This window comes from Acinetobacter sp. YH16032 (assembly GCF_013417345.1).
Taxonomy (GTDB): Bacteria; Pseudomonadota; Gammaproteobacteria; order Pseudomonadales; family Moraxellaceae; genus Acinetobacter.
Window position 1 is genome coordinate 288,986 of record NZ_VPEE01000001.1, and the last position, 19,091, is coordinate 308,076.

Here is a 19,091-nt window from a genome sequence, read left to right on the forward strand (position 1 = left end):
GAGATCATTTAGTAAGAAAATAATGGTCATCACAAAGAAACACTCTTCTTGCATTAACTTTTAACCGGAATTTTAGTAAAATTTAGCAGTCCATATTATTTGCAGGCTTTATAAGCAGGATATTGCAAGTAATTTTTTAAAGAAGAGGAATAACACCGTGCTAGAAGCTTACCGCCAACACGTTGAAGAACGTGCCGCACTCGGAGTCCCACCGAAGCCACTTGATGACGCTCAAACAGCTGCATTAGTTGAATTATTAAAAAATCCACCAGCTGGCGAAGAAGCATTCTTAGTTGATTTGCTTGAAAACCGTGTTCCAGCAGGTGTTGACCAAGCTGCTTACGTAAAAGCTGCTTTCTTGGCTGCTTTGGCGAAAGGTGAAGCGACTTCTCCATTAGTTTCTAAAGAGCGTGCGGTTTACTTACTAGGTACTATGCTTGGTGGTTACAACGTTGCTCCTTTAGTAGAATTATTAGAAGACGCAGCGCTTGGTGCTTTAGCTGCTGAAGCGCTTAAGAAAACACTTCTTGTTTTCGATGCGTTCCATGACGTTGCTGATAAAGCAAAAGCAGGTAACGAAAACGCGAAAGCTGTGCTTCAATCTTGGGCTGACGCTGAATGGTTCACTAGCCGTAAAGACGTTCCAGAAGAAATCAAACTTACAGTTTTCAAAGTTACTGGCGAAACAAATACAGATGACTTGTCTCCAGCTCAAGACGCTTGGAGCCGCCCAGACATTCCGTTACACGCTAACGCAATGTTGAAAAACGAACGTGATGGTATTAAGCCAGAAGTTCCAGGTGAAGTTGGTCCATTAACTCAAATCAAAGAATTAATCGCGAAAGGCAATACTGTTGCTTACGTGGGTGACGTTGTTGGTACAGGTTCATCTCGTAAATCAGCAACAAACTCTGTGCTTTGGTTCTTTGGTGACGAAATCGCTCACATTCCAAACAAGAAAGAAGGCGGTTACTGCTTAGGTTCTAAGATTGCTCCGATTTTCTTCAACACTATGGAAGACGCTGGTGCGTTACCTGTTGAGATCGACGTTGCAAACATGAACATGGGCGACGAAATCACGTTGAAGATTGACAAAGCGACTGCAAAAGTTACAGCGTTCAAAGATGGCGCTCAAATTGCTGAAGCTGAGTTAAAAACTCCAGTACTTCTAGACGAAGTACGTGCGGGTGGTCGTATTAACTTGATCATTGGTCGTGGTTTGACTACTAAAGCACGTGAAGAATTGGGTCTTCCTGCTTCTGACTTGTTCCGTACTCCAGTGCAACCAGCTGCAACTGGCAAAGGCTTCACGCTTGCTCAGAAGATGGTTGGTCGTGCTTGTGGTCTTCCAGAAGGTCAAGGTGTACTTCCAGGTACTTACTGCGAACCTAAGATGACAACTGTTGGTTCTCAAGATACAACAGGTCCAATGACGCGTGACGAATTGAAAGACTTAGCTTGCTTAGGTTTCTCTGCTGACCTCGTAATGCAATCTTTCTGTCATACTGCTGCGTATCCAAAACCAGTTGACGTTCAAATGCAACACACGCTTCCTGATTTCATCATGAACCGTGGTGGTGTATCACTGCGTCCAGGTGACGGTATTATCCACTCTTGGTTAAACCGTATGCTTCTTCCAGATACAGTAGGTACTGGTGGTGACTCGCATACTCGATTCCCAATCGGTATTTCTTTCCCAGCGGGTTCTGGTCTTGTAGCGTTCGCTGCAGCAACTGGTGTTATGCCACTTGATATGCCTGAATCTGTACTTGTGAAGTTCAAAGGTAAAATGCAACCTGGTATCACTTTACGTGACCTAGTACATGCGATTCCTTACTACGCAATTAAAGAAGGTGACTTAACTGTAGAGAAGAAAGGTAAGAAAAATATCTTCTCTGGTCGTATCTTAGAGATCGACTTATCAGAAATGGAAACTGACTTAACTGTTGAGCAAGCATTCGAACTTTCTGATGCTTCTGCTGAACGTTCTGCTGCTGGTTGTGCGATCACACTTTCTGAAGAAAAAGTTGCTGAATACCTTCGTTCAAACATCACAATGTTGAAGTGGATGATCTCTGAAGGTTATGGCGATGCTCGTACTATGGCACGCCGTGTTGAGAACATGGAAAAATGGTTAGCGAACCCATCACTTCTTAAAGCTGATGCTGATGCTGAATACACGAAAGTGTATGAAATCGACCTTGCTGACATCAAAGAACCTATCCTTTGCTGCCCGAACGATCCAGATGATGCAAAACTTCTTTCTGACGTTCAAGGCGACAAAATTGATGAAGTATTCATCGGTTCTTGTATGACGAACATCGGTCATTTCCGTGCAGCTGGTAAACTTTTAGACAAAGTACCTGGTGGCTCTTTATCTACTCGTCTTTGGTTAGCTCCTCCAACTCGTATGGACGAACGCCAATTGATGGAAGAAGGTTTCTACAATACTTATGGTAAAGCTGGCGCGCGTACAGAAATGCCAGGTTGTTCATTATGTATGGGTAACCAAGCACGTGTAGCTCCAAATACAACTGTTGTATCTACTTCTACGCGTAACTTCCCGAACCGTTTAGGTCAAGGTGCAAACGTTTACTTGGCTTCTGCTGAGCTTGCATCTGTTGCTGCGGTACTTGGTAAGTTGCCAACTCCTGAAGAATACCAACAGTATGCTGCTCAAATCGACAGCATGTCTGCGGATATCTACAAGTACTTGAACTTCGATCAAATGAACGACTATACAGAAGCTGCTAAAGACGTTGATACGAAGAAAATTGCTGCTGCTCAATTAAGCTAAGTTATTGAAAAATAATTTATATTGAGTTAGAAATAAGGGCTGAGTAATCAGCCCTTATTTTTGTGTGTTAAAAAATGAAAAAATATTTAATGGTAAGAAGTCCAGAATCTTTAATAAAAGAGAATAGAATTGGATATGGTTGGAAGCAGGTAAACTTTTCACTACATCAAAATATAAAAACTGTGATTCAAGAAATTATCGAGAAAAATGGTTCGATTGGTCGTATGACTAATCAAGTTAAGAACTATTTTGAATTAAAGAGTGAAGATATTGTTATTGTTCCTTTAGGTAAAAAGATTGCGATTGCTAAAGTAATAGGAACCAAAAAATATGATCCTCTATTTAAAGGAGGACATGGTGCTAATCAAATCGATGTAGAGTTTTTTAGAAAAGATGGAAAAGTAATTTATATTCCACGCTCTAAGCTAAAAGAAAATTTAGAAAGCAGATTAAAGCTTAGAACTACAATAGGTGATCTAACAAGATTTTCCCAAGAGATAGATCATATTATTCAAAACTTAAAGGACTTAGGGGATTTTGATATAAAGAGTAGTTTTCAAGAAAAAATCGATCAATATGAAAATGAATTTAAAACAGAATTATTGAATGCCTTATGGAAAGGGAATACACGTTTAAAAGCTGGCGGTAGGGGTTTAGAGGAATTGATTAAAGAACTCTTAGAAATACAAGGTTACTCAAGTGTATTGATTTTAGATAAAAAGAATGGTGAAGGCATAGCGGATATTGATATAGAAGCAACATCAGAAAACAACCCATTTTTAAAAAATATTTTAGTTCAAGTGAAACATCATAGGGGGGAAACAGATAAACATGCAATAAACCAATTGATTGCCTATGAAGAAGAAATAGGTATCAGAACTTACAAATGGGTTATAACAACAGGATATCTTTCAAAAGAGTCGAAAGAATTTGCTGAGTTAAACCAAGTAAATATTATGGAAGGTGAACAATTGGTAGATTGGATTTATGCAAATTTATCAAAATTAAAATCATCGACTAAAGAAGCACTAGGCATTGTGGATGTTCCTAAGTTGAGTTGGGTGTAAAGTTATCTAGAAAGAGAATAATAATGAAAGATTTGATTGATGCAATTAATACACGCGTTAAAGAACCATATTGGGGATTCTTTTTATTATCGTTTTTAGCATTTAATTGGCGTGCCTTATTTTTATTGTGTTTTGCTAAAGGAACAGCGCAAGAAAAAATCTTTTTATTTGATGATCAAACAACTTTTTTAAGTTTAATTGTTTTTCCAATCATTACGGCAGTTGCAATAATGTTGGTAACGCCTTGGTTAAAAGTTTTGTTTGGATTGGTTTCTGGTTTAGCTTATGAAAAATTAAATTCTCAAGAATTGGCTAGGGAGCACAAATATATCGCTGAAAAAAATAAATTAGAACAAGAAAGAACATTAGAAATAGCTAATAAAGAAAAAGACTTAATTGATAAAGCTAAAAGAGATGCAGATATAGAGACAATTGAACATGAAGAAGTTAAAGAAAATCTTAAGAAAGATATTGAAGAGTTAAGAGTGCTTAAAAATGCAGAGAAAGAAATTTTACAAGCAGCCTCTATGGATAAAAACGGTCAAATAATACGTCGGACTTTTATTGGTGGTCGATTTATTCAAGTTGGTAATTTACAGTTAGGTACTCAAAATAATATGGAATTTTTAAAATATGATGAAGCTTTGAACTCTCTTAGAGTTAAGGGATTAATTCAGGATGTTGGTCAAAAGGGTGAAATATTTGAGATTTCTTATAAGGGGTGGGAGTTTATTTCTAAATTTGGATTAGATAAATAAAATTAATAAATCAAAATGTTTATTGACTTTGCTTTACAGTTAAACTTATTAATCGTTTAATCGCAACTTTGAAAAAGATTGATAAAGTTGATCTAACAATGCCTACACAATCCCGCTTCCTCTGTATCGGTGGATTCCTCAACGGAACTCAAGTCAAAGACCAAGGCGACAGCTTTGTTTGTATGACCAATGGAAAGAATGAAACTTATACGAAGAAGGTCATTTTCCATCAAGAAGCATGGGATCATGACTACTACGTGTTTGAAAACATCACCGACCAACAAGCAAAAGAGTGGGTGTTTCAAAAATATGGAGAAACCGTCATCTACCGAAAAAGAAAGCCCATGAAAAAGCCCCGTAATCATTGAATTAACGGGGCTAGTCGTACCACTCGCGTGATACTCATATAAGGCTCATCTCATACTGCCTGCATTAAAACACATTCACACAGATTCGTCATGCTGAATCGAATATAAATTCAAATTGACTACTGTGAAAAGCTTACAAGCCCATAACCATAAATAAAACAGACAGCAACAATCTAAAAATGTGAAATAAATAGAATAAGCAAAAAATGAACACAGCATGAATATAATGAAAACGCTACTTACCTTAAGTTTAATCAGTCTATCGCTCATTGCATGTTCAAGCGTGGAGATTAAAAATTATGATTCAGAAGAAGATGCACGTTATCAGAAATATAAAGATGAAACAGTAAACATGTCTGAATACGATAAACAGCGCTATTACAATCAGCACCACCTAGGTGTAGTCGAGCCAGATCGAGTTCGCGAATCAATTCGAGAACTAAGAAGAAAACAATCGCAATAAACCAACAGTGCAGTACAAATAAATGTACTGCCTATAAATCATTGAAAAATTACATTTCAGTAGCTGAATAAAGCAAAAATCTTTGTGAAAATTGATTAAAATTAAAACATTAGGAAAATACAATGAATTTTGAAGTTGATGCCTTTGGCACCATCGTGATTGCCGTATTTTTTCTATTTATTGGGCGATACCTTGTCAACCGAGTCCAATTCTTTAAAAACTACAATTTACCTGAACCTGTGATTGGCGGTTTAGTCGCAGCAATTACAGCATTCATCTTATTTAAATTCTTTAATATTAGTGCCACCTTTGATGCGCAAATTCAAAGCATTTTAATGCTGATGTTCTTTACCTCTGTGGGCTTAGGTGCAGATTTTGTTAAATTAAAAGATGGCGGGAAAGCCCTATTTATATTTTTGTTCTGTGTGATCGGATTTGTGATCGTTCAAAATATTGTTGGGGTGAGTTTAGCGACGGTTTTAGGCTTAGATCCTCTTATTGGTTTAATTGTGGGTTCAATCACCTTAACGGGTGGTCATGGCACGGCAGGTGCATGGGGGCAAGTGCTTGAAACCCAGCATGGCATTCAAGGTGCTATTGTATTGGGTATGGCAAGTGCAACCTTTGGTCTGATTATTGGTGGTATTGTTGGTGGTCCAGTTGCTAAATTTTTAATTAAACGTCATCAATTGGCTGACAAAATTGAAAATGAGCAAAACGAATCACAATTAGATGATCAGTTAAAATCTGCACCATTTGAATATCCCAAAAAGACACGATTAATTACTGCAAGTAATGCGGTTTCGACCCTTGGTATGTTTGCACTTTGTATATTCACGGCAAACTTAATGACAGATTTTAGTCAGGGTAAATGGTTTGAGCTTCCAACCTTTGTTTGGGCGCTAGGTTCAGGTGTGATTTTGAGAAATCTGCTTGAACATGTATTCAAAGTAAATATCTTTGATCGTGCGATTGACGTGTTTGGAAATGCATCTTTATCACTTTATTTATCTATGGCATTGTTATCACTACAACTGTGGTTATTAGCAGATTTGGCAGGTCCGTTAGTCACGATTCTGATTGTGCAAATGCTGGTATTGATTTTATACACTGCTTTTGTGACATTTAAGGTGATGGGGAGCAACTACGATGCTGCAGTTTTATCAGCAGGTCACTGTGGTTTTGGTATGGGTGCGACGCCAACGGCTATTGCCAATATTCAAGCAGTAACCAATACCTATGGTCCTTCACACAAAGCATTCTTACTCATTCCACTGACAGGTGCTTTTTTCATTGATATTGTAAATGCGATAGTGATCCAGCTCTCCATTGGGATATTGGGATAGAGCAAGTTTAAAAAAACCGCCTTAAAGGCGGTTTTTTACTTATGGAGACTTATATATGCAGTTGAGATTCGATCATCGGCCAAATATTTTGATGCGACTGTTTGAACATCATCATGTGTCCAATCGCTTTATGGCCAAGCTCTTTGGGTTTGAGTTCGATCGCTTCAGTAGGTGCATTAGGATACAAACGAAGTAAATCCTGAACATTTGCTTCGGTTGCAATCTCATCATCACTTGCCCAAATGGCCGTGACAGGAATTCGTATCTCTTTGTGATAATCTTGATCTAGGGTAACCGTTTTGCCAATTGCATTAATAACATAGCCTGGTTGACTACAAAATTGAGCCCAGTCACGTGCAACATCTTTCGGTAGATTTTCCCCCATACCAATGGCTTGGGTAGGGCCGTAACCGAGCATCATACGTGCGAGAGGAAAAATACCTTTAAACATCACAGGGGCAAGTAGTTTCGTACGGCCTTTGAGCCCTTTTACATGCCCAGTCGAACCTGCAATTGCAACGACTTTTGCAACTTTATCATGGTTGGGGGTAATACCAATGAGTTGTCCGCCGGCGCTGTGACCGACAAGAATAACTTGCTTGGCATGGGTGAGTTGTAAGAGTTGATCAATCGCAGCGGGAATATCTAACTGTCCCCATTGCACAATACTTGCTTTGGATTGCTTCAATGGGCCATAAAGAGAAGCACCAATACCACTAAAATCAAACACCATTACGGCATAGCCTTGTTGGTTAAGCCATTCGCAAAATCGATGATAAAACTTTTGAGTAATTCCAGTGGCAGGGCACACCAAGACGGGAAGACGCTTTGAATGCTCGGTAGGAAAAAAGGTAGCAGCGAGTTCGTATTGATCCTGACGAATAATTTTAATTTTTTGCATAATTTAAACTGTGCAAGTATCCGTAATCAAAATACTTTACTGCAGTTCTAAAAGATTAAACCAACAAATAATGACTGTTGCGTTTGTGAAATGACTGTTCAGTCGTGAAAGCAACCTGTTTCAAGAAGTGCCAATAATAATGGAAAGTATTCCTGCTGCAATTAAAGGTCCAACAGGGACGCCACGTAAAATAGCCACACCTGCTACAGTACCAATCAGAAGTCCAGCAACAATATTTGGCTGATTCGCCATAAGCGTTACGCCACGACCACCTAACCATGCCACCAGTAACCCGATTCCAATAGCTAAAATTGAGTTTAAGCTCAAGAATGATTTGAGGATATCTTTACCCGGAATGGTGCCACTGGCAATTGGCGTGAGTACGCCAATGGTGAGGATAATAATGCCGATATTTAAACCATGCTGTTGAAGCAATGGAAAATACTCGTTTAAAGGGGTGATACGAAAAACAATAAGTACTGCGACTGCAATTGTGACAGCTGTATTTTGACTGAATATTCCACATGCCAATAAAATGATTAGAACGATTAAATTGAGGTCTAATTGAGACATAAAGAAGATCCAGTGCTTATCAGGACAGTACTTGAAAGTTATAATAGTTTAACTGATTTAAAGTCTGCATTCAGATGGCATCCTTTAAATTTCAACGAATATTGTAAGTAATGGAAGTGATTCATGGTTCTGGAAAAAATGTTACAGTCTCAAGGCTTTGGATCACGAAAATATTGTCAACAATTAATTAAAGCTGGTGCAGTGGTCATTGATGGTACTGTGATCACGGACCCGAAATATAAACTGAAGCTTCAAGGTCTTAGCTTCCACGTGTATAACGATGAATATACTTATCGTGAAAAAGTTTATATAGCACTCAATAAACCTGTAGGCTATGAATGCTCGCATCAAGCGACGCATCACTTCAGCGTGTTTGAATTAATCGATGACATATTGTTGCAAAGGGGAGTGCAAACAGTCGGACGTTTAGATCAAGACACGACTGGTATATTGTTACTTACAGATGATGGACAATTTCTGCAAGCGCTGACTCATCCTAAAAAACATGTTCCTAAAGTTTATCAAATGCATACAGTAGATCCAGTCACTGAGCAGCAAATCATTCAATTGGGTCAAGGTGTAGAGCTTCGCAATGAAACAGGATTGTTTCAAGCAACAGACATTCAACTCATAAGCGAACAACACCTACAATTTACAGTGCATCAAGGCGTTTATCATCAAGTAAAGCGAATGGTTGCTGCTGTGGGAAATCGTGTTGAATCATTGCATCGACTGCAAATTGGACAATTAAAATTAGATCAGCTTGCTGAAGGTGAATATTGCTATCTCACTGAACAGCAAATACTCGCCGCAAAAAATCAAAGTCCTGATGCTCAACTCCTTAAGATTTAAATCATCAATGCTAAAGACTCTATTCTCAAGACGATATGTTATGTAATGCCTTAAGATAGAAAGCAATGATAGGTTTGGAATTCATTGTCTTTGACGAAGCCCATCTTTTCGTAAAGTTGGTGAGATTGAAAGTTACTTCGTTGTGTCTCTAATGAAATTCGACTGGCTTTTTCGGATTGTGCAAACAAAATTGCAGTGTCAATTAGTTGTTTAGCTGAACCTTGTCTTCTATAAATTGGAGTGACATATACATCATCTAAAATGTAGTAGCTTGAACAAGCATGGGACGAAAAACCTAGATAAAGAATCACGAACCCAGTGATTACATCATTTTTGATGTGAATAAAAATAACACTTTGTTGGTTTTCGAATCGCTGTTTTAGAAAATCATAGGATTGTTGAATATTGGATGATGCACCATAAAACTGTCGGTATTCATCAAAAAGTACAGCGAGTTGATTGAGATCTTCTGTTGTGGCTTTCCGTACTATCACTGTTGAGCTCTCCTCAGATCATTATTTTTAATCTTGTTATGATGAAGAGCTAAACATATTTGCGCAGGGCGCTGTAAATTAAATTGTTTAGAAATACGACAAAGTTAACTTATGTCAAAAATTAATCTTTATCGCTTTCACCCAAAAGTGCATTCAATTCTGCAAAAAAATCGTCGTCATCTAAACTCGAAGTTGTAGTATTGGATTCTTGTTGTTCTTGCTTAAGCTTTTTGAGTTTCAACAATTGATCCATGTTGATCGTTTGATTTTCGATTGCAAAAGGAATGGACTTTGTCAGTACAACTTGTTTGAAAAATAAACGCACTGCTTGCGCTGGTGTAATCCCCAATTGCTTAAAAACTGCAAAGGCTTGTTTTTTTTCTTGTGAGTCAAGTCGGACTTGATAAACTTCTGTTTTTCTCATGAATTAAAACCAAACGACTCTAAATTTAAGTGCTTATTTTAATCTAAGTAAATGTAATTTCAATGTCTGAACGTGAAAATTATATAAATTTGTCATTACAATGAATCTACAATGTCAGTGTTTGCGTGCTTTTAAAGTGCATTTCAATATTTAATATCGGATCAATAAATTGAAGCTCATCAGCAAGTAATTGCAACGGAGCACTGAAATCATCCTCAGCTTTATGCGCGATTAGCGGATAAAAAGGATCATTTTTGATTGGAATGTTGAGCGCATTGAGGTGAACGCGGAGTTGATGTTGCTTACCGGTCAGTGGTTTCAAAATATATCGTCCCCACTGTGAATTGTGTTCTATCAGGTCAATTTCAGTGACAGAATTGGTGACGCCTTCACATACTTTCATTATATAAAATGGATTTCCCTTTTCCATGCGCAATTCTACTGTTTGTGGAAAGACTAAATCTTTTGAGTAAGGTGCGATGGCTTGATATGTTTTGGATACCTTTCGATCTGCAAAAAGTTGTTGATAGACTCCGCGACTTTCGACTTTTTTTGAAAATAAAACAACACCTGCTGTTTCGCGGTCTAAACGATGAATCGGTGTGAGATGAGGATTATCAGTGAACTGCTTTAATCTCACCAATAAGGTTTCTTGAACATATTGACCTGTCGGACTCATGGTTAAAAAATGAGGTTTATCCACCACGAGCAGTTCATCGTTTTCGTATAAAATTTTTTCCTTAAACGGAACATGAATTTCGTTTGCTAAAAAACGATAATAAAAAATATGAGAATTAGGTTGATACGCCGAGTTGATGGAAAGTTTGTTGCCATCTGCATTATAAATAAGACCATCTTGAAAACGTTGTTGCCACGCCAGTGCGTCTATATGAGAAAAGGCTTGAATGAGAAAATCATAAATCGTAATTGGGGAGATTTGTAGATTTGGAAGAAATACTTTGCTGGCTGTTACACCATTGATCATCGGTGGCGTAAAACTTGGGGCACTTTCTGAATTTGATTTTGGCATAACAAGACAACTGAATAAAAAAATGATCAGATGAATGAGTTTTTGAACAAGTCTAGATAGGCACTGTTCAGGAGCATGCTATTATACCTCTTCAACAGATGTCTAATGTGATCCAGATGCAATATTCTTTTCAACTCAACTTAAATGATGAAGCAGATACTCAAAAATTAGCTGCATGTTTAGGGCAGTGTATTGAAAAGGGTGTCATATACCTCATTGGAGATTTGGGTGCGGGTAAAACCACCCTGACGCGTTATTGGCTGCAAAATTTAGGTCATCGTGGTGCGGTTAAAAGCCCGACTTATACACTGGTTGAACCCTATAAAATCAATCAGCAGGATGTCTTTCATTTTGATTTGTATCGTTTGAATGATCCTTATGAACTTGAGTTGATGGGTCTTCGTGATTATCTGGATATTGCTGATGCGCTATTCTTGTTTGAATGGCCCTCTAAAGGTAGTGACGAAATTCCAGAAGCAGATGTTATCTTGAATATTGAGAAATCTGATGATGAGTCAGTGCGTCATGTCACGATTTCTTCAAATGATGAAGCTTTACTCGCAAAATTAAAGACACAGTTTTAAATAAATCTATGGCGCATGATCTTAGCTTGAATCGAATTCAAACCTTATCTCCTGCATTAGCAAACCAAATTGCTGCGGGAGAGGTAATTGAACGTCCTGCATCAGTGGTGAAGGAACTTCTAGAAAACTCCATTGATGCAGGTGCGACTGAATTAATCATTCGAGTCGAACAAGGCGGTAGTACGCTGATTGAGATTATCGATAATGGCAAAGGGATTCATCCTGAGGATCTTCCGCTTGCGGTCATGCGTCATGCGACCAGTAAAATTCAAACTGCTGAAGATTTACATGCAATTGTGAGCTTAGGTTTTCGCGGAGAAGCCTTGGCTTCCATTGCTGCTGTTTCGCGCTTGACCTTGACCAGTAGTCGTGATGATTCAGGAATTGGTTATCAGGTCGAAGTAAACGGCACGGCCTTTGATCATCAAGAGATTCAAGCTGTTGCTACTCAGCAAGGCACACACATACGTGTACAAGATTTATTTTTTAATGTGCCAGCAAGACGAAAGTTTTTAAAAAAGCCAAATACGGAATTTGGTCACATTGAAGAAATCGTACGGCGCTTAGCCTTAACGCATTTCGATATTCGGATTGTGCTGGAACATAATGGTGCTATTCGTTTAAATTTGCCTGTCGCAGACAGTGGTCAACTCAGATTTCAACGTGTACAGCAGCTTTTAGGTCGACAATTTACGGAAAATGCGTATTGGATCGATGCTGATAGTGTCAATATGCGCTTATCAGGATGGTTAGGTCATCCTTCTGATGCTCGAGCACAAAGTGATTTGCAGTATGTGTACGTGAATGGTCGTATCGTAAAAGATAAAACAATCTCTCATGCTTTGCGAATGGCCTATGATGGCATCTTGCATGGGCATCAACATGCAGCTTATTTGTTGTTCTTAGAAGTTGATCCTGAATTTATTGATGTGAATGTGCATCCGACTAAACATGAAATTCGATTTTTGAATCAACGTGAAGTACACGAATTTGTACGTCATTTTGCCAAAGAAACTTTGTCGCAATTTCAAACTGCGACTGCGGATTTAGCCCAGGCTTTAAAGCTTGATCAAGATGTCATCGCACCATCAGTACAGTTACCACGTTATCAAGAGCAATTTAATCTGCATCAAAATGCTCCAGCATCGCCCCCTATGTCCCAGACGTTGCAGGAATCGAGTCATGAGGGGTATTTAACAGATTTTAGTGTTAAACAGCCTCAGTCAGTTCAATATAGTGCGCCGAGCCAGCCTTATTCAAATTCTAATATCAGTAATGCACTCAAGTCTTATTTGGCACCTTTGAAAGAAACGTCATCTAATTTTGAAGTTCCTCATGATGCTGAGATGGAATCAACATCGTCTAGAGTTGATGAGTTCCCCTTGGGGATTGCAATTGCACAACTTCATGGAATTTATATTCTGGCGCAAAATTCTGAAGGTTTGATCATTGTGGATATGCATGCTGCGCATGAGCGAATCTTGTTGCAGCAAATGAAATCTGCTTGGGATAAACCTGAATTTTGGACATCACAGCAGTTGCTGATTCCAAAAGTGATTTCAATTACACGCATGCAAGCCACGCGTATCGAAGACCTTAAGCCTCAGTTGGCGCGGCTTGGTTTAGAAATTGATCAATATGGCGATGAGCAAGTGATAGTGCGAGGTGTGCCTGCTATTTTGCACAAAGCTGATTTTAATGCATTAATCCCAGAACTTTTGAATGATCTTGATCCCAATGATGAGGCCAGTGCTTTACAACAAAAAAGAGACCATATCTTGGCAGGGATGGCATGTCATGGCGCAGTGCGTGCGCATCGAATGTTAAGTATTTCTGAAATGAATGCACTGTTGAGGCAGATGGAACAAACTGAGTTTGCAAGTCAATGTAATCATGGACGACCGACTTGGAGAGCTTTTCCACTTAGTCAATTAGATAAATTATTTGCTCGAGGAGAGTAATTGTACATGTCAAATCAAATGCCAGTCATTAACTTAATGGGGCCGACTGCGAGTGGGAAAACTGCTTTGGCATGCGAGCTATATGAGCGCGGTAATTTTGAAATTGTTTCAGTGGATTCTGCGTTAATCTATAAGGACATGGATATCGGTTCGGCAAAGCCATCAAAAGAAGAGCAGGAACGATATCCACATCACTTGATTGATATTATTACACCGCTCGAGGTTTATTCGGCAGCTCAATTCGTTGAAGATGCATCGCTGCTGATTGATGAAATACATTCACGCGGTAAGACCCCAATTTTGGTGGGTGGGACGATGTTGTACTACAAAGCACTGTTGGAAGGCTTGGCAACGAATCTCCCTAATGCTGATGAAAAGGTACGTCAACAAATTGAAAATGAAGCCATGGCATTGGGTTGGGAGAGCGTCTACGAAGAGTTAAAATGTGTCGATCCTATGGCAGGTGAGAAGTTTAAAGTGAGTGATCGTCAGCGCATTATACGTGCGCTAGAGGTCTATCGTCTGACAGGTCGACCTATCACTGAGCTTCAAGCTGAACAGCCTAAAAAACAGCCATATCGTTACAATTTTCATAATTATGCGCTATTACCTGATCGTGTAGAATTACACAAAAGAATTGAACTGCGCCTAAAAATAATGTGGGATATCGGTTTTTTAAATGAGGTGGAGTATCTGATTGAAAAATACGATTTAAACGATAATTTGCCATCGGCGAGATCTGTTGGATATCGCCAAGCTTTAGATTTCCTTAAAAATAGTGATAGAAGTCTCAAATCTAAGCAAGATATGGAAGACAAGTGTTTGTTTGCAACACGACAACTTGCTAAACGTCAATACACTTGGTTACGTTCTTTGCAAGAAGCGCACAGTTTTCAAACTTTTTTGACGATAAAGCAAGCTCAAGAAGACTTGCGAAACTTATATGGATAAAGCAAAATTTACTCACTATCTTTTTTATAAATTTTAATTGAAAAATAAAGATAGTTTTTTTGCGCTGATTTTATTTTTTGGAGTATAACATGTCTAAAGGTCAAACTTTACAAGATCCGTTCTTAAACTCTCTCCGTAAGGAACGTATTCCAGTTTCAATCTTTTTAGTCAACGGTATTAAATTACAAGGTCATATCGAATCATTTGATCAATACGTTGTATTATTAAAAAACACGGTAAGCCAAATGGTTTACAAACACGCTATTTCAACAGTTGTACCTGCACGTAATCCACGTCCTGCTGGTGCTCCTGCAGGCGCTCCTGCTGGTGCTCAAGGCGGCTTCGGTGGTCAACAAGGTGGCTTCGGTGGTCAAGGTGGCTTCGGTGGTCAAGGCGGCTTCGGTGGTCAAGGTGGCTTTGGCGGTCAAGGTGGCTTTGGCGGTCAAGGTGGCTTCGGTGGCGGTCAAGGTTTTGGCAGTCAAGGTGGCTTCGGTGGTCAAGGTGGCTTCGGTGGTCAAGGTGGCTTTGGTGCGACTTCTACACCAAACTTTGATGGCGAAACAAAATTTGATGATGCTCAAGAAGACGATAACAATCGTTAATTTTTGAGTAATCAAAAAGGCACCTGATGAAGGTGCCTTTTTTTATATGAACAGCCTAAAAATTAAAATTAAAGCCCCCATAGTGGAGGCTCTCAATTAAGAAAAAATTAGTTTTGGTTGGGTTGTTTAATTTCAACGTATGTACTTGCGCGAAGCTCTCTTAACCAGCCATCTAACTCTGCATCAAATTGACGGTCACCAAGAATTTGGCGCGCTATGCGTTTTTGCTGTTCCTGAGTCATGTCTTGCTGACGTGCATCAGTAACTTGCAAAATGTGCCAACCAAACTGTGTTTGAAAAGGTTCACTGACTTCGCCAATTTTCGCAGTCTGCATTTTTTGATCAAACTCTGGCACCATCATTCCTGGTGACACCCAACCTAAGCTACCACCATCACGTGCAGAGCCTGGATCATTTGAATAAGTTGCAGCAAGGACTGCAAAATCGTCACCTGCCTTTACACGGCTATAGATACTGTCAATAGTGTGTTTGGCATTTTCAGGGCTCACCACTTCAGAAGTCTTAATCAGAATATGGCGAGTTTGGTATTGTGGCACAATTGTCTTTTTCTCATTTGACTTGCGCTCTAAGAGTTTCAATAAGTGGATGCCATCTCGAGCCTGAATTAAATCAGTAGTATTGCCTGGTGAAACTAAAGCGATACTCGATGCAAGTTCTTCTGGAATATCTGCGATTGAGCGCGAGCCCATATCTGCACCTTCAACTTTAATTGTAGATGTAGAAAATTGTTTCTGTATCGCATCTACATCATTCGAAGCTTGAAGTGCATCTTGAACTTGTTGCGCGACTTGAGTGAGTTCTTGTTGAGAGGCTTCACCAGAAATTCTGAAGTGAATCACGTGAGCTTGAGTACCCACAGCAGCTTGACCTTCCGGTGATTTGAGGAAGTTTTCAACATCTTGGTCGCTGATTTTAATGCGTGACATCACTTGTTGTTGACGTAAGCGCTGAATAGCAAGATCATCAGCGACTTTAGCACGTAGGTTTTCATAAGTGCCTGGAGCCATACGGTCAAGCTTTTGCTGGAAGTCTTCTAGGCTATTACTGTTCGACTGGCGAGCAACATTAAGCACAGCATCATTTAAAGTTTTTTCATCAACTTGAATGCCATAGCGTTTTACTTGTTCAAGTTGCGCATTTTGGATGATAAGTTTATTCAGAGCTTGATTTTCAAGTACCTGAAGTGGTGGTACATCCTGTTTTTGAGCTTTAAGCTGATGTTGTAGCTCAGCGACACCTTGTGCAATGTCACTTTTTAAAATGGCGCTTTTGCCAACAATAGCAACGATTTGATCTGATGGGTTTGCATAACTTGACACTGATGCAGAAATAACAAGTGCTAACGCTGAAGCTTTAAAGAGTTGTTTTAAATTTTGCATCTTCATTAATTCGTCCAATTTTGTTTAACTTTATCGAAACCCAAGATTCGATTTTCCAGTAAAGAGCTTAACTTACTGTTTAAGCCACCAAGTCCTTTAAGTGTAAACTCTGCCATTACAGCACGTTTTTGTTTGGTGTCTGGTGCATTAACATCATCTAAGTCATTGTAATAAGAGCGACCATAGACCGAAACACCCCAGCAGCACGACTCATAATTAATACCTAAAAGGTACTCGCGTGCAACACTGTTGTCTAGATCATATTGCATATGACCCATCAAATTCCAATTACCTTTCACAGGTTGTATAAAGGATGCTGTAACTTGGTCATAGTGGTCTTGACGATCTTCAAGTCGCTTACGATTAAAATAACCAAAGTTGTATAGGTTACCTTGATCACCTGTGTAATACACTTGTAGATCACGTTGAGCATTATCTCCGTTAGACATCCACATTGAGTTTGCATTCACAGTAAAGTTCTGAGAAAGCTGGCTGGCAATGCTGATCACAGGACCAGTTTGACGCTCAGTATTAAATGGGTCATTTTGACTATTATTCAAAGTCACCTTACGGTCTTCAAAATAGTAACTTTGTCCGATGCTGGCACGTAAACGTTCTAATCCGATTGTATCAAAGAGGCTGTAACTTACTCCGAGTGATAAGAAGTTATTATCTTCTAGGCGGTCGTGGCCATAAAAGCGACGTGGATTAAAGAGTTGATCGTAATTCAGGGACGCTGCGGTTGAGTCAAAGTTCGGTGAACTTTTTTGATTTCTGTGTGGTGCATAAGCATAGAATGCACGTGGTGTGATGGTTTGTAAGAATTTTCCATCTTTTTCAAAGATAAGACCAGCATCTAAAGTAAACTCTGGAACTATAACTGCATTATCTTTGGTGTTTTTTCTTTGTTCTTCAGTGATACGATCAATCGTATTTTGATCAAAGAAAGTATTTATAGAGCGAACTGATGCTTGTGGTATAAAGAATGACCACTGATTGCGGAAGTTATATCGTGCAGAAAACTCATTATAAAGACGTGTACCACTTGGTTGATAAATGGTGTCCATATTTGAGTTGTCTGAAGCATCTAAGTCATTAATATCTTTTTGGAAATATGCTGTATCGTTATTAAATTCATATTCCAGTCCTTGCGGATTACCAGTGATATAATTGACGAGCAATTGCGGTAGTCGTGCATAGGGGCGATCAACATCATCAACATCAGGGTCTAGCGTCTGGAAGTCTTCAACTTTGAGTTGCGCGCGCAACCCTGGAATTCCATTGGCGTAATTAAGATCCCAAGCGCGGCGTTGGTTTAATTCTGTTCTTGTATTCGGATTGCTGTCTAGATCGGCAAAGAAATCTTTATCAGAAACATAGTTGTATTCTAAATTGGTCGTCCATTGGTCATTGATTTTCCAATTGTGCAAGAGGTGTAAATCTTTACGATCTTCATCATCATATTTACGATCTTGTGCTAAATAACCACCCCAAATACGGCCACCACCATATTGTTCAGTCAGATACCTGAACTCACCTTCAGCCATCAATCCACGACCGCCAATGAAACGTGGGGTTATAGTTGCATCATAATTGGGTGCTAAATTGAGATAAATTGGCGCTTCAAGTTCTAAACCACCATCGTTTGTATAACCAAAACCTGGGTTTAATAAGCCAGTGGTACGACGATCATCAATAGGGAAATTGAAATATGGCACAGCCAGCACTGGTGTGTTTTTAATATATAGTTTAGTGCCTTTGGTCACACCACGCCCAGTGTCTTGATTTAACTCAATCGAATTGGCTTGAATCTTCCATGTTGGGCTTTGCTCAGGTGGACACGTGCTATAAGTTGCATTCTGAAGGAGTAAAATATTGGGTGAGGTGCGCTCAATATTTTCTGCACGACCATGCCCATGTGTCGCTTCTGAAATATAAAAGCTGTTATTGAGGCGTCCCGTTTGGGTTTTTAAATTGTAGTCAATTTGATCACTTTGAGCCAATAAACCCGCTTGTGCTAACTGTACATTGCCAGAAGCCTTGGCGTGGGTTTGAGTGTTGTCAATTTTAATTTTATCCGCACGAACCATACGACCTTGCTGATCGATGATGACATTGCCTTCTAATTCTGAATCACCATTTGGATTGTAATATGCACGATCAGCGGTGATGATCGATGTTGCTTGCTCAGGATCAACTGCTTTAGTATCAGGGCTGATTGGTGTCAACCAAGTTTGAGCACAAAATTTCGAGCTTGGGGAGAACGTGCTACGTTGTTGCGCTTCGGCTGAATTTTTATTGACATAATATTGATCAAAGAAGCGCTGACCAGGGTAGCTTTCTTTAATTGCAGTTTGAAGTGCTTGATTGTCCACCTCAGTTGTACTGTCTTTAGAGTCGGCATAACTTGAGACTGTGCTACCACACAATAAGGTTAAAATAGCAGTCGCCAAAGGGCTGAAAGTAAACTGATGCTTCATTTATATCATTAACCAAGTATGCAAATTGCAATTAATTATT

18 protein-coding genes are annotated in these 19,091 nt (G+C 39.2%); 11 read left to right on the forward strand and 7 right to left on the reverse strand.

The window, feature by feature from the left end; genetic code table 11:
- The first annotated feature begins 157 nt into the window (after positions 1–157).
- The 6 genes from FTV32_RS01380 to gltS all read left to right on the forward strand — a co-directional run bounded on the left by FTV32_RS01380 (position 158) and on the right by gltS (position 6,799).
- The gene (locus tag FTV32_RS01380; RefSeq protein ID WP_180027657.1) at positions 158–2,797 is read left to right on the forward strand and encodes a bifunctional aconitate hydratase 2/2-methylisocitrate dehydratase; all 2,640 of its coding nucleotides are present in this window, start codon (positions 158–160) and stop codon (positions 2,795–2,797) included.
- A gap of 74 nt (positions 2,798–2,871) precedes the next feature.
- Positions 2,872–3,864, forward strand: a complete 993-nt coding sequence (locus FTV32_RS01385) for a restriction endonuclease (RefSeq protein WP_180027658.1) — start codon at positions 2,872–2,874, stop codon at positions 3,862–3,864.
- Between the two features lie 23 nt (positions 3,865–3,887).
- The gene (locus FTV32_RS01390) at positions 3,888–4,622 is read left to right on the forward strand and encodes a hypothetical protein (protein ID WP_180027659.1); all 735 of its coding nucleotides are present in this window, start codon (positions 3,888–3,890) and stop codon (positions 4,620–4,622) included.
- A 98-nt stretch (positions 4,623–4,720) separates the two neighbouring features.
- A complete protein-coding gene (locus tag FTV32_RS01395; RefSeq protein WP_180027660.1) occupies positions 4,721–4,990 on the forward strand; it encodes a hypothetical protein in 270 nt (89 codons plus the stop codon).
- A 217-nt stretch (positions 4,991–5,207) separates the two neighbouring features.
- Positions 5,208–5,453, forward strand: coding sequence for a hypothetical protein (locus FTV32_RS01400; protein WP_180027661.1), 246 nt, complete (start codon positions 5,208–5,210; stop codon positions 5,451–5,453).
- Between the two features lie 122 nt (positions 5,454–5,575).
- Positions 5,576–6,799, forward strand: a complete 1,224-nt coding sequence (gltS, locus tag FTV32_RS01405) for a sodium/glutamate symporter (RefSeq protein WP_180027662.1) — start codon at positions 5,576–5,578, stop codon at positions 6,797–6,799.
- Between the two features lie 49 nt (positions 6,800–6,848).
- Here the strand turns inward: gltS and FTV32_RS01410 are convergent, their stop codons facing one another.
- Both FTV32_RS01410 and FTV32_RS01415 read right to left on the reverse strand, forming a co-directional pair.
- Entirely contained in the window at positions 6,849–7,700 is an 852-nt protein-coding gene (locus tag FTV32_RS01410; protein WP_180027663.1) for an alpha/beta fold hydrolase, read from the reverse strand.
- 120 nt (positions 7,701–7,820) lie between these two features.
- Positions 7,821–8,273 (reverse strand): DUF441 domain-containing protein, encoded by a 453-nt coding sequence (locus FTV32_RS01415; RefSeq protein ID WP_092766204.1) that lies wholly within the window; start codon positions 8,271–8,273, stop codon positions 7,821–7,823.
- 123 nt (positions 8,274–8,396) lie between these two features.
- Here FTV32_RS01415 and FTV32_RS01420 point away from each other — a divergent pair, with 123 nt between their 5' ends.
- A complete protein-coding gene (locus FTV32_RS01420) occupies positions 8,397–9,125 on the forward strand; it encodes a pseudouridine synthase (protein ID WP_180027664.1) in 729 nt (242 codons plus the stop codon).
- 50 nt (positions 9,126–9,175) lie between these two features.
- Here the strand turns inward: FTV32_RS01420 and FTV32_RS01425 are convergent, their stop codons facing one another.
- From FTV32_RS01425 to FTV32_RS01435, 3 genes are all read right to left on the reverse strand, one after another.
- A complete protein-coding gene (locus FTV32_RS01425; protein ID WP_035264628.1) occupies positions 9,176–9,619 on the reverse strand; it encodes an N-acetyltransferase in 444 nt (147 codons plus the stop codon).
- A gap of 121 nt (positions 9,620–9,740) precedes the next feature.
- Positions 9,741–10,043 (reverse strand): type II toxin-antitoxin system RelB/DinJ family antitoxin, encoded by a 303-nt coding sequence (locus tag FTV32_RS01430; RefSeq protein WP_180027665.1) that lies wholly within the window; start codon positions 10,041–10,043, stop codon positions 9,741–9,743.
- 106 nt (positions 10,044–10,149) lie between these two features.
- Complete coding sequence (locus tag FTV32_RS01435) at positions 10,150–11,073, reverse strand: RluA family pseudouridine synthase (RefSeq protein WP_180027666.1); 924 nt, start codon at positions 11,071–11,073, stop codon at positions 10,150–10,152.
- A 116-nt stretch (positions 11,074–11,189) separates the two neighbouring features.
- On the opposite strand from FTV32_RS01435, the gene tsaE reads away from it, so the two are divergent.
- The 4 genes from tsaE (at position 11,190) to hfq (ending at position 15,171) form a co-directional block, all read left to right on the forward strand.
- Positions 11,190–11,657, forward strand: a complete 468-nt coding sequence (gene tsaE, locus FTV32_RS01440; protein ID WP_180027667.1) for a tRNA (adenosine(37)-N6)-threonylcarbamoyltransferase complex ATPase subunit type 1 TsaE — start codon at positions 11,190–11,192, stop codon at positions 11,655–11,657.
- 8 nt (positions 11,658–11,665) lie between these two features.
- Positions 11,666–13,618, forward strand: a complete 1,953-nt coding sequence (gene mutL, locus FTV32_RS01445; protein WP_180027668.1) for a DNA mismatch repair endonuclease MutL — start codon at positions 11,666–11,668, stop codon at positions 13,616–13,618.
- A gap of 6 nt (positions 13,619–13,624) precedes the next feature.
- Entirely contained in the window at positions 13,625–14,569 is a 945-nt protein-coding gene (miaA, locus tag FTV32_RS01450; RefSeq protein WP_180027669.1) for a tRNA (adenosine(37)-N6)-dimethylallyltransferase MiaA, read from the forward strand.
- Between the two features lie 89 nt (positions 14,570–14,658).
- Positions 14,659–15,171, forward strand: a complete 513-nt coding sequence (gene hfq, locus FTV32_RS01455; RefSeq protein WP_180027670.1) for an RNA chaperone Hfq — start codon at positions 14,659–14,661, stop codon at positions 15,169–15,171.
- Between the two features lie 107 nt (positions 15,172–15,278).
- On the opposite strand, the gene FTV32_RS01460 is transcribed toward hfq, so the two are convergent.
- On the reverse strand, positions 15,279–16,577 hold the full coding sequence (locus FTV32_RS01460) for a peptidylprolyl isomerase (protein ID WP_180027671.1): 1,299 nt from the start codon (positions 16,575–16,577) through the stop codon (positions 15,279–15,281).
- Complete coding sequence (locus FTV32_RS01465) at positions 16,577–19,051, reverse strand: LPS-assembly protein LptD (protein ID WP_180027672.1); 2,475 nt, start codon at positions 19,049–19,051, stop codon at positions 16,577–16,579. Before FTV32_RS01465 ends, FTV32_RS01460 begins: the two co-directional genes overlap by 1 nt.
- Positions 19,052–19,091: the final 40 nt, after the last annotated feature.

Coding starts and splice junctions, on each gene's coding strand:
- FTV32_RS01400 (WP_180027661.1), top strand. CDS start 5,208: ATGAATATAATGAAAACGCTACTTACCTTAAGTTTAATCAGTCTATCG.
- FTV32_RS01395 (WP_180027660.1), top strand. CDS start 4,721: ATGCCTACACAATCCCGCTTCCTCTGTATCGGTGGATTCCTCAACGGA.
- FTV32_RS01435 (WP_180027666.1), bottom strand. CDS start 11,073: ATGCCAAAATCAAATTCAGAAAGTGCCCCAAGTTTTACGCCACCGATG.
- FTV32_RS01385 (WP_180027658.1), top strand. CDS start 2,872: ATGAAAAAATATTTAATGGTAAGAAGTCCAGAATCTTTAATAAAAGAG.
- FTV32_RS01430 (WP_180027665.1), bottom strand. CDS start 10,043: ATGAGAAAAACAGAAGTTTATCAAGTCCGACTTGACTCACAAGAAAAA.
- FTV32_RS01390 (WP_180027659.1), top strand. CDS start 3,888: ATGAAAGATTTGATTGATGCAATTAATACACGCGTTAAAGAACCATAT.
- gltS (WP_180027662.1), top strand. CDS start 5,576: ATGAATTTTGAAGTTGATGCCTTTGGCACCATCGTGATTGCCGTATTT.
- mutL (WP_180027668.1), top strand. CDS start 11,666: ATGGCGCATGATCTTAGCTTGAATCGAATTCAAACCTTATCTCCTGCA.
- FTV32_RS01460 (WP_180027671.1), bottom strand. CDS start 16,577: ATGAAGATGCAAAATTTAAAACAACTCTTTAAAGCTTCAGCGTTAGCA.
- tsaE (WP_180027667.1), top strand. CDS start 11,190: ATGCAATATTCTTTTCAACTCAACTTAAATGATGAAGCAGATACTCAA.
- FTV32_RS01415 (WP_092766204.1), bottom strand. CDS start 8,273: ATGTCTCAATTAGACCTCAATTTAATCGTTCTAATCATTTTATTGGCA.
- FTV32_RS01410 (WP_180027663.1), bottom strand. CDS start 7,700: ATGCAAAAAATTAAAATTATTCGTCAGGATCAATACGAACTCGCTGCT.
- FTV32_RS01420 (WP_180027664.1), top strand. CDS start 8,397: ATGGTTCTGGAAAAAATGTTACAGTCTCAAGGCTTTGGATCACGAAAA.
- hfq (WP_180027670.1), top strand. CDS start 14,659: ATGTCTAAAGGTCAAACTTTACAAGATCCGTTCTTAAACTCTCTCCGT.
- FTV32_RS01465 (WP_180027672.1), bottom strand. CDS start 19,051: ATGAAGCATCAGTTTACTTTCAGCCCTTTGGCGACTGCTATTTTAACC.
- miaA (WP_180027669.1), top strand. CDS start 13,625: ATGTCAAATCAAATGCCAGTCATTAACTTAATGGGGCCGACTGCGAGT.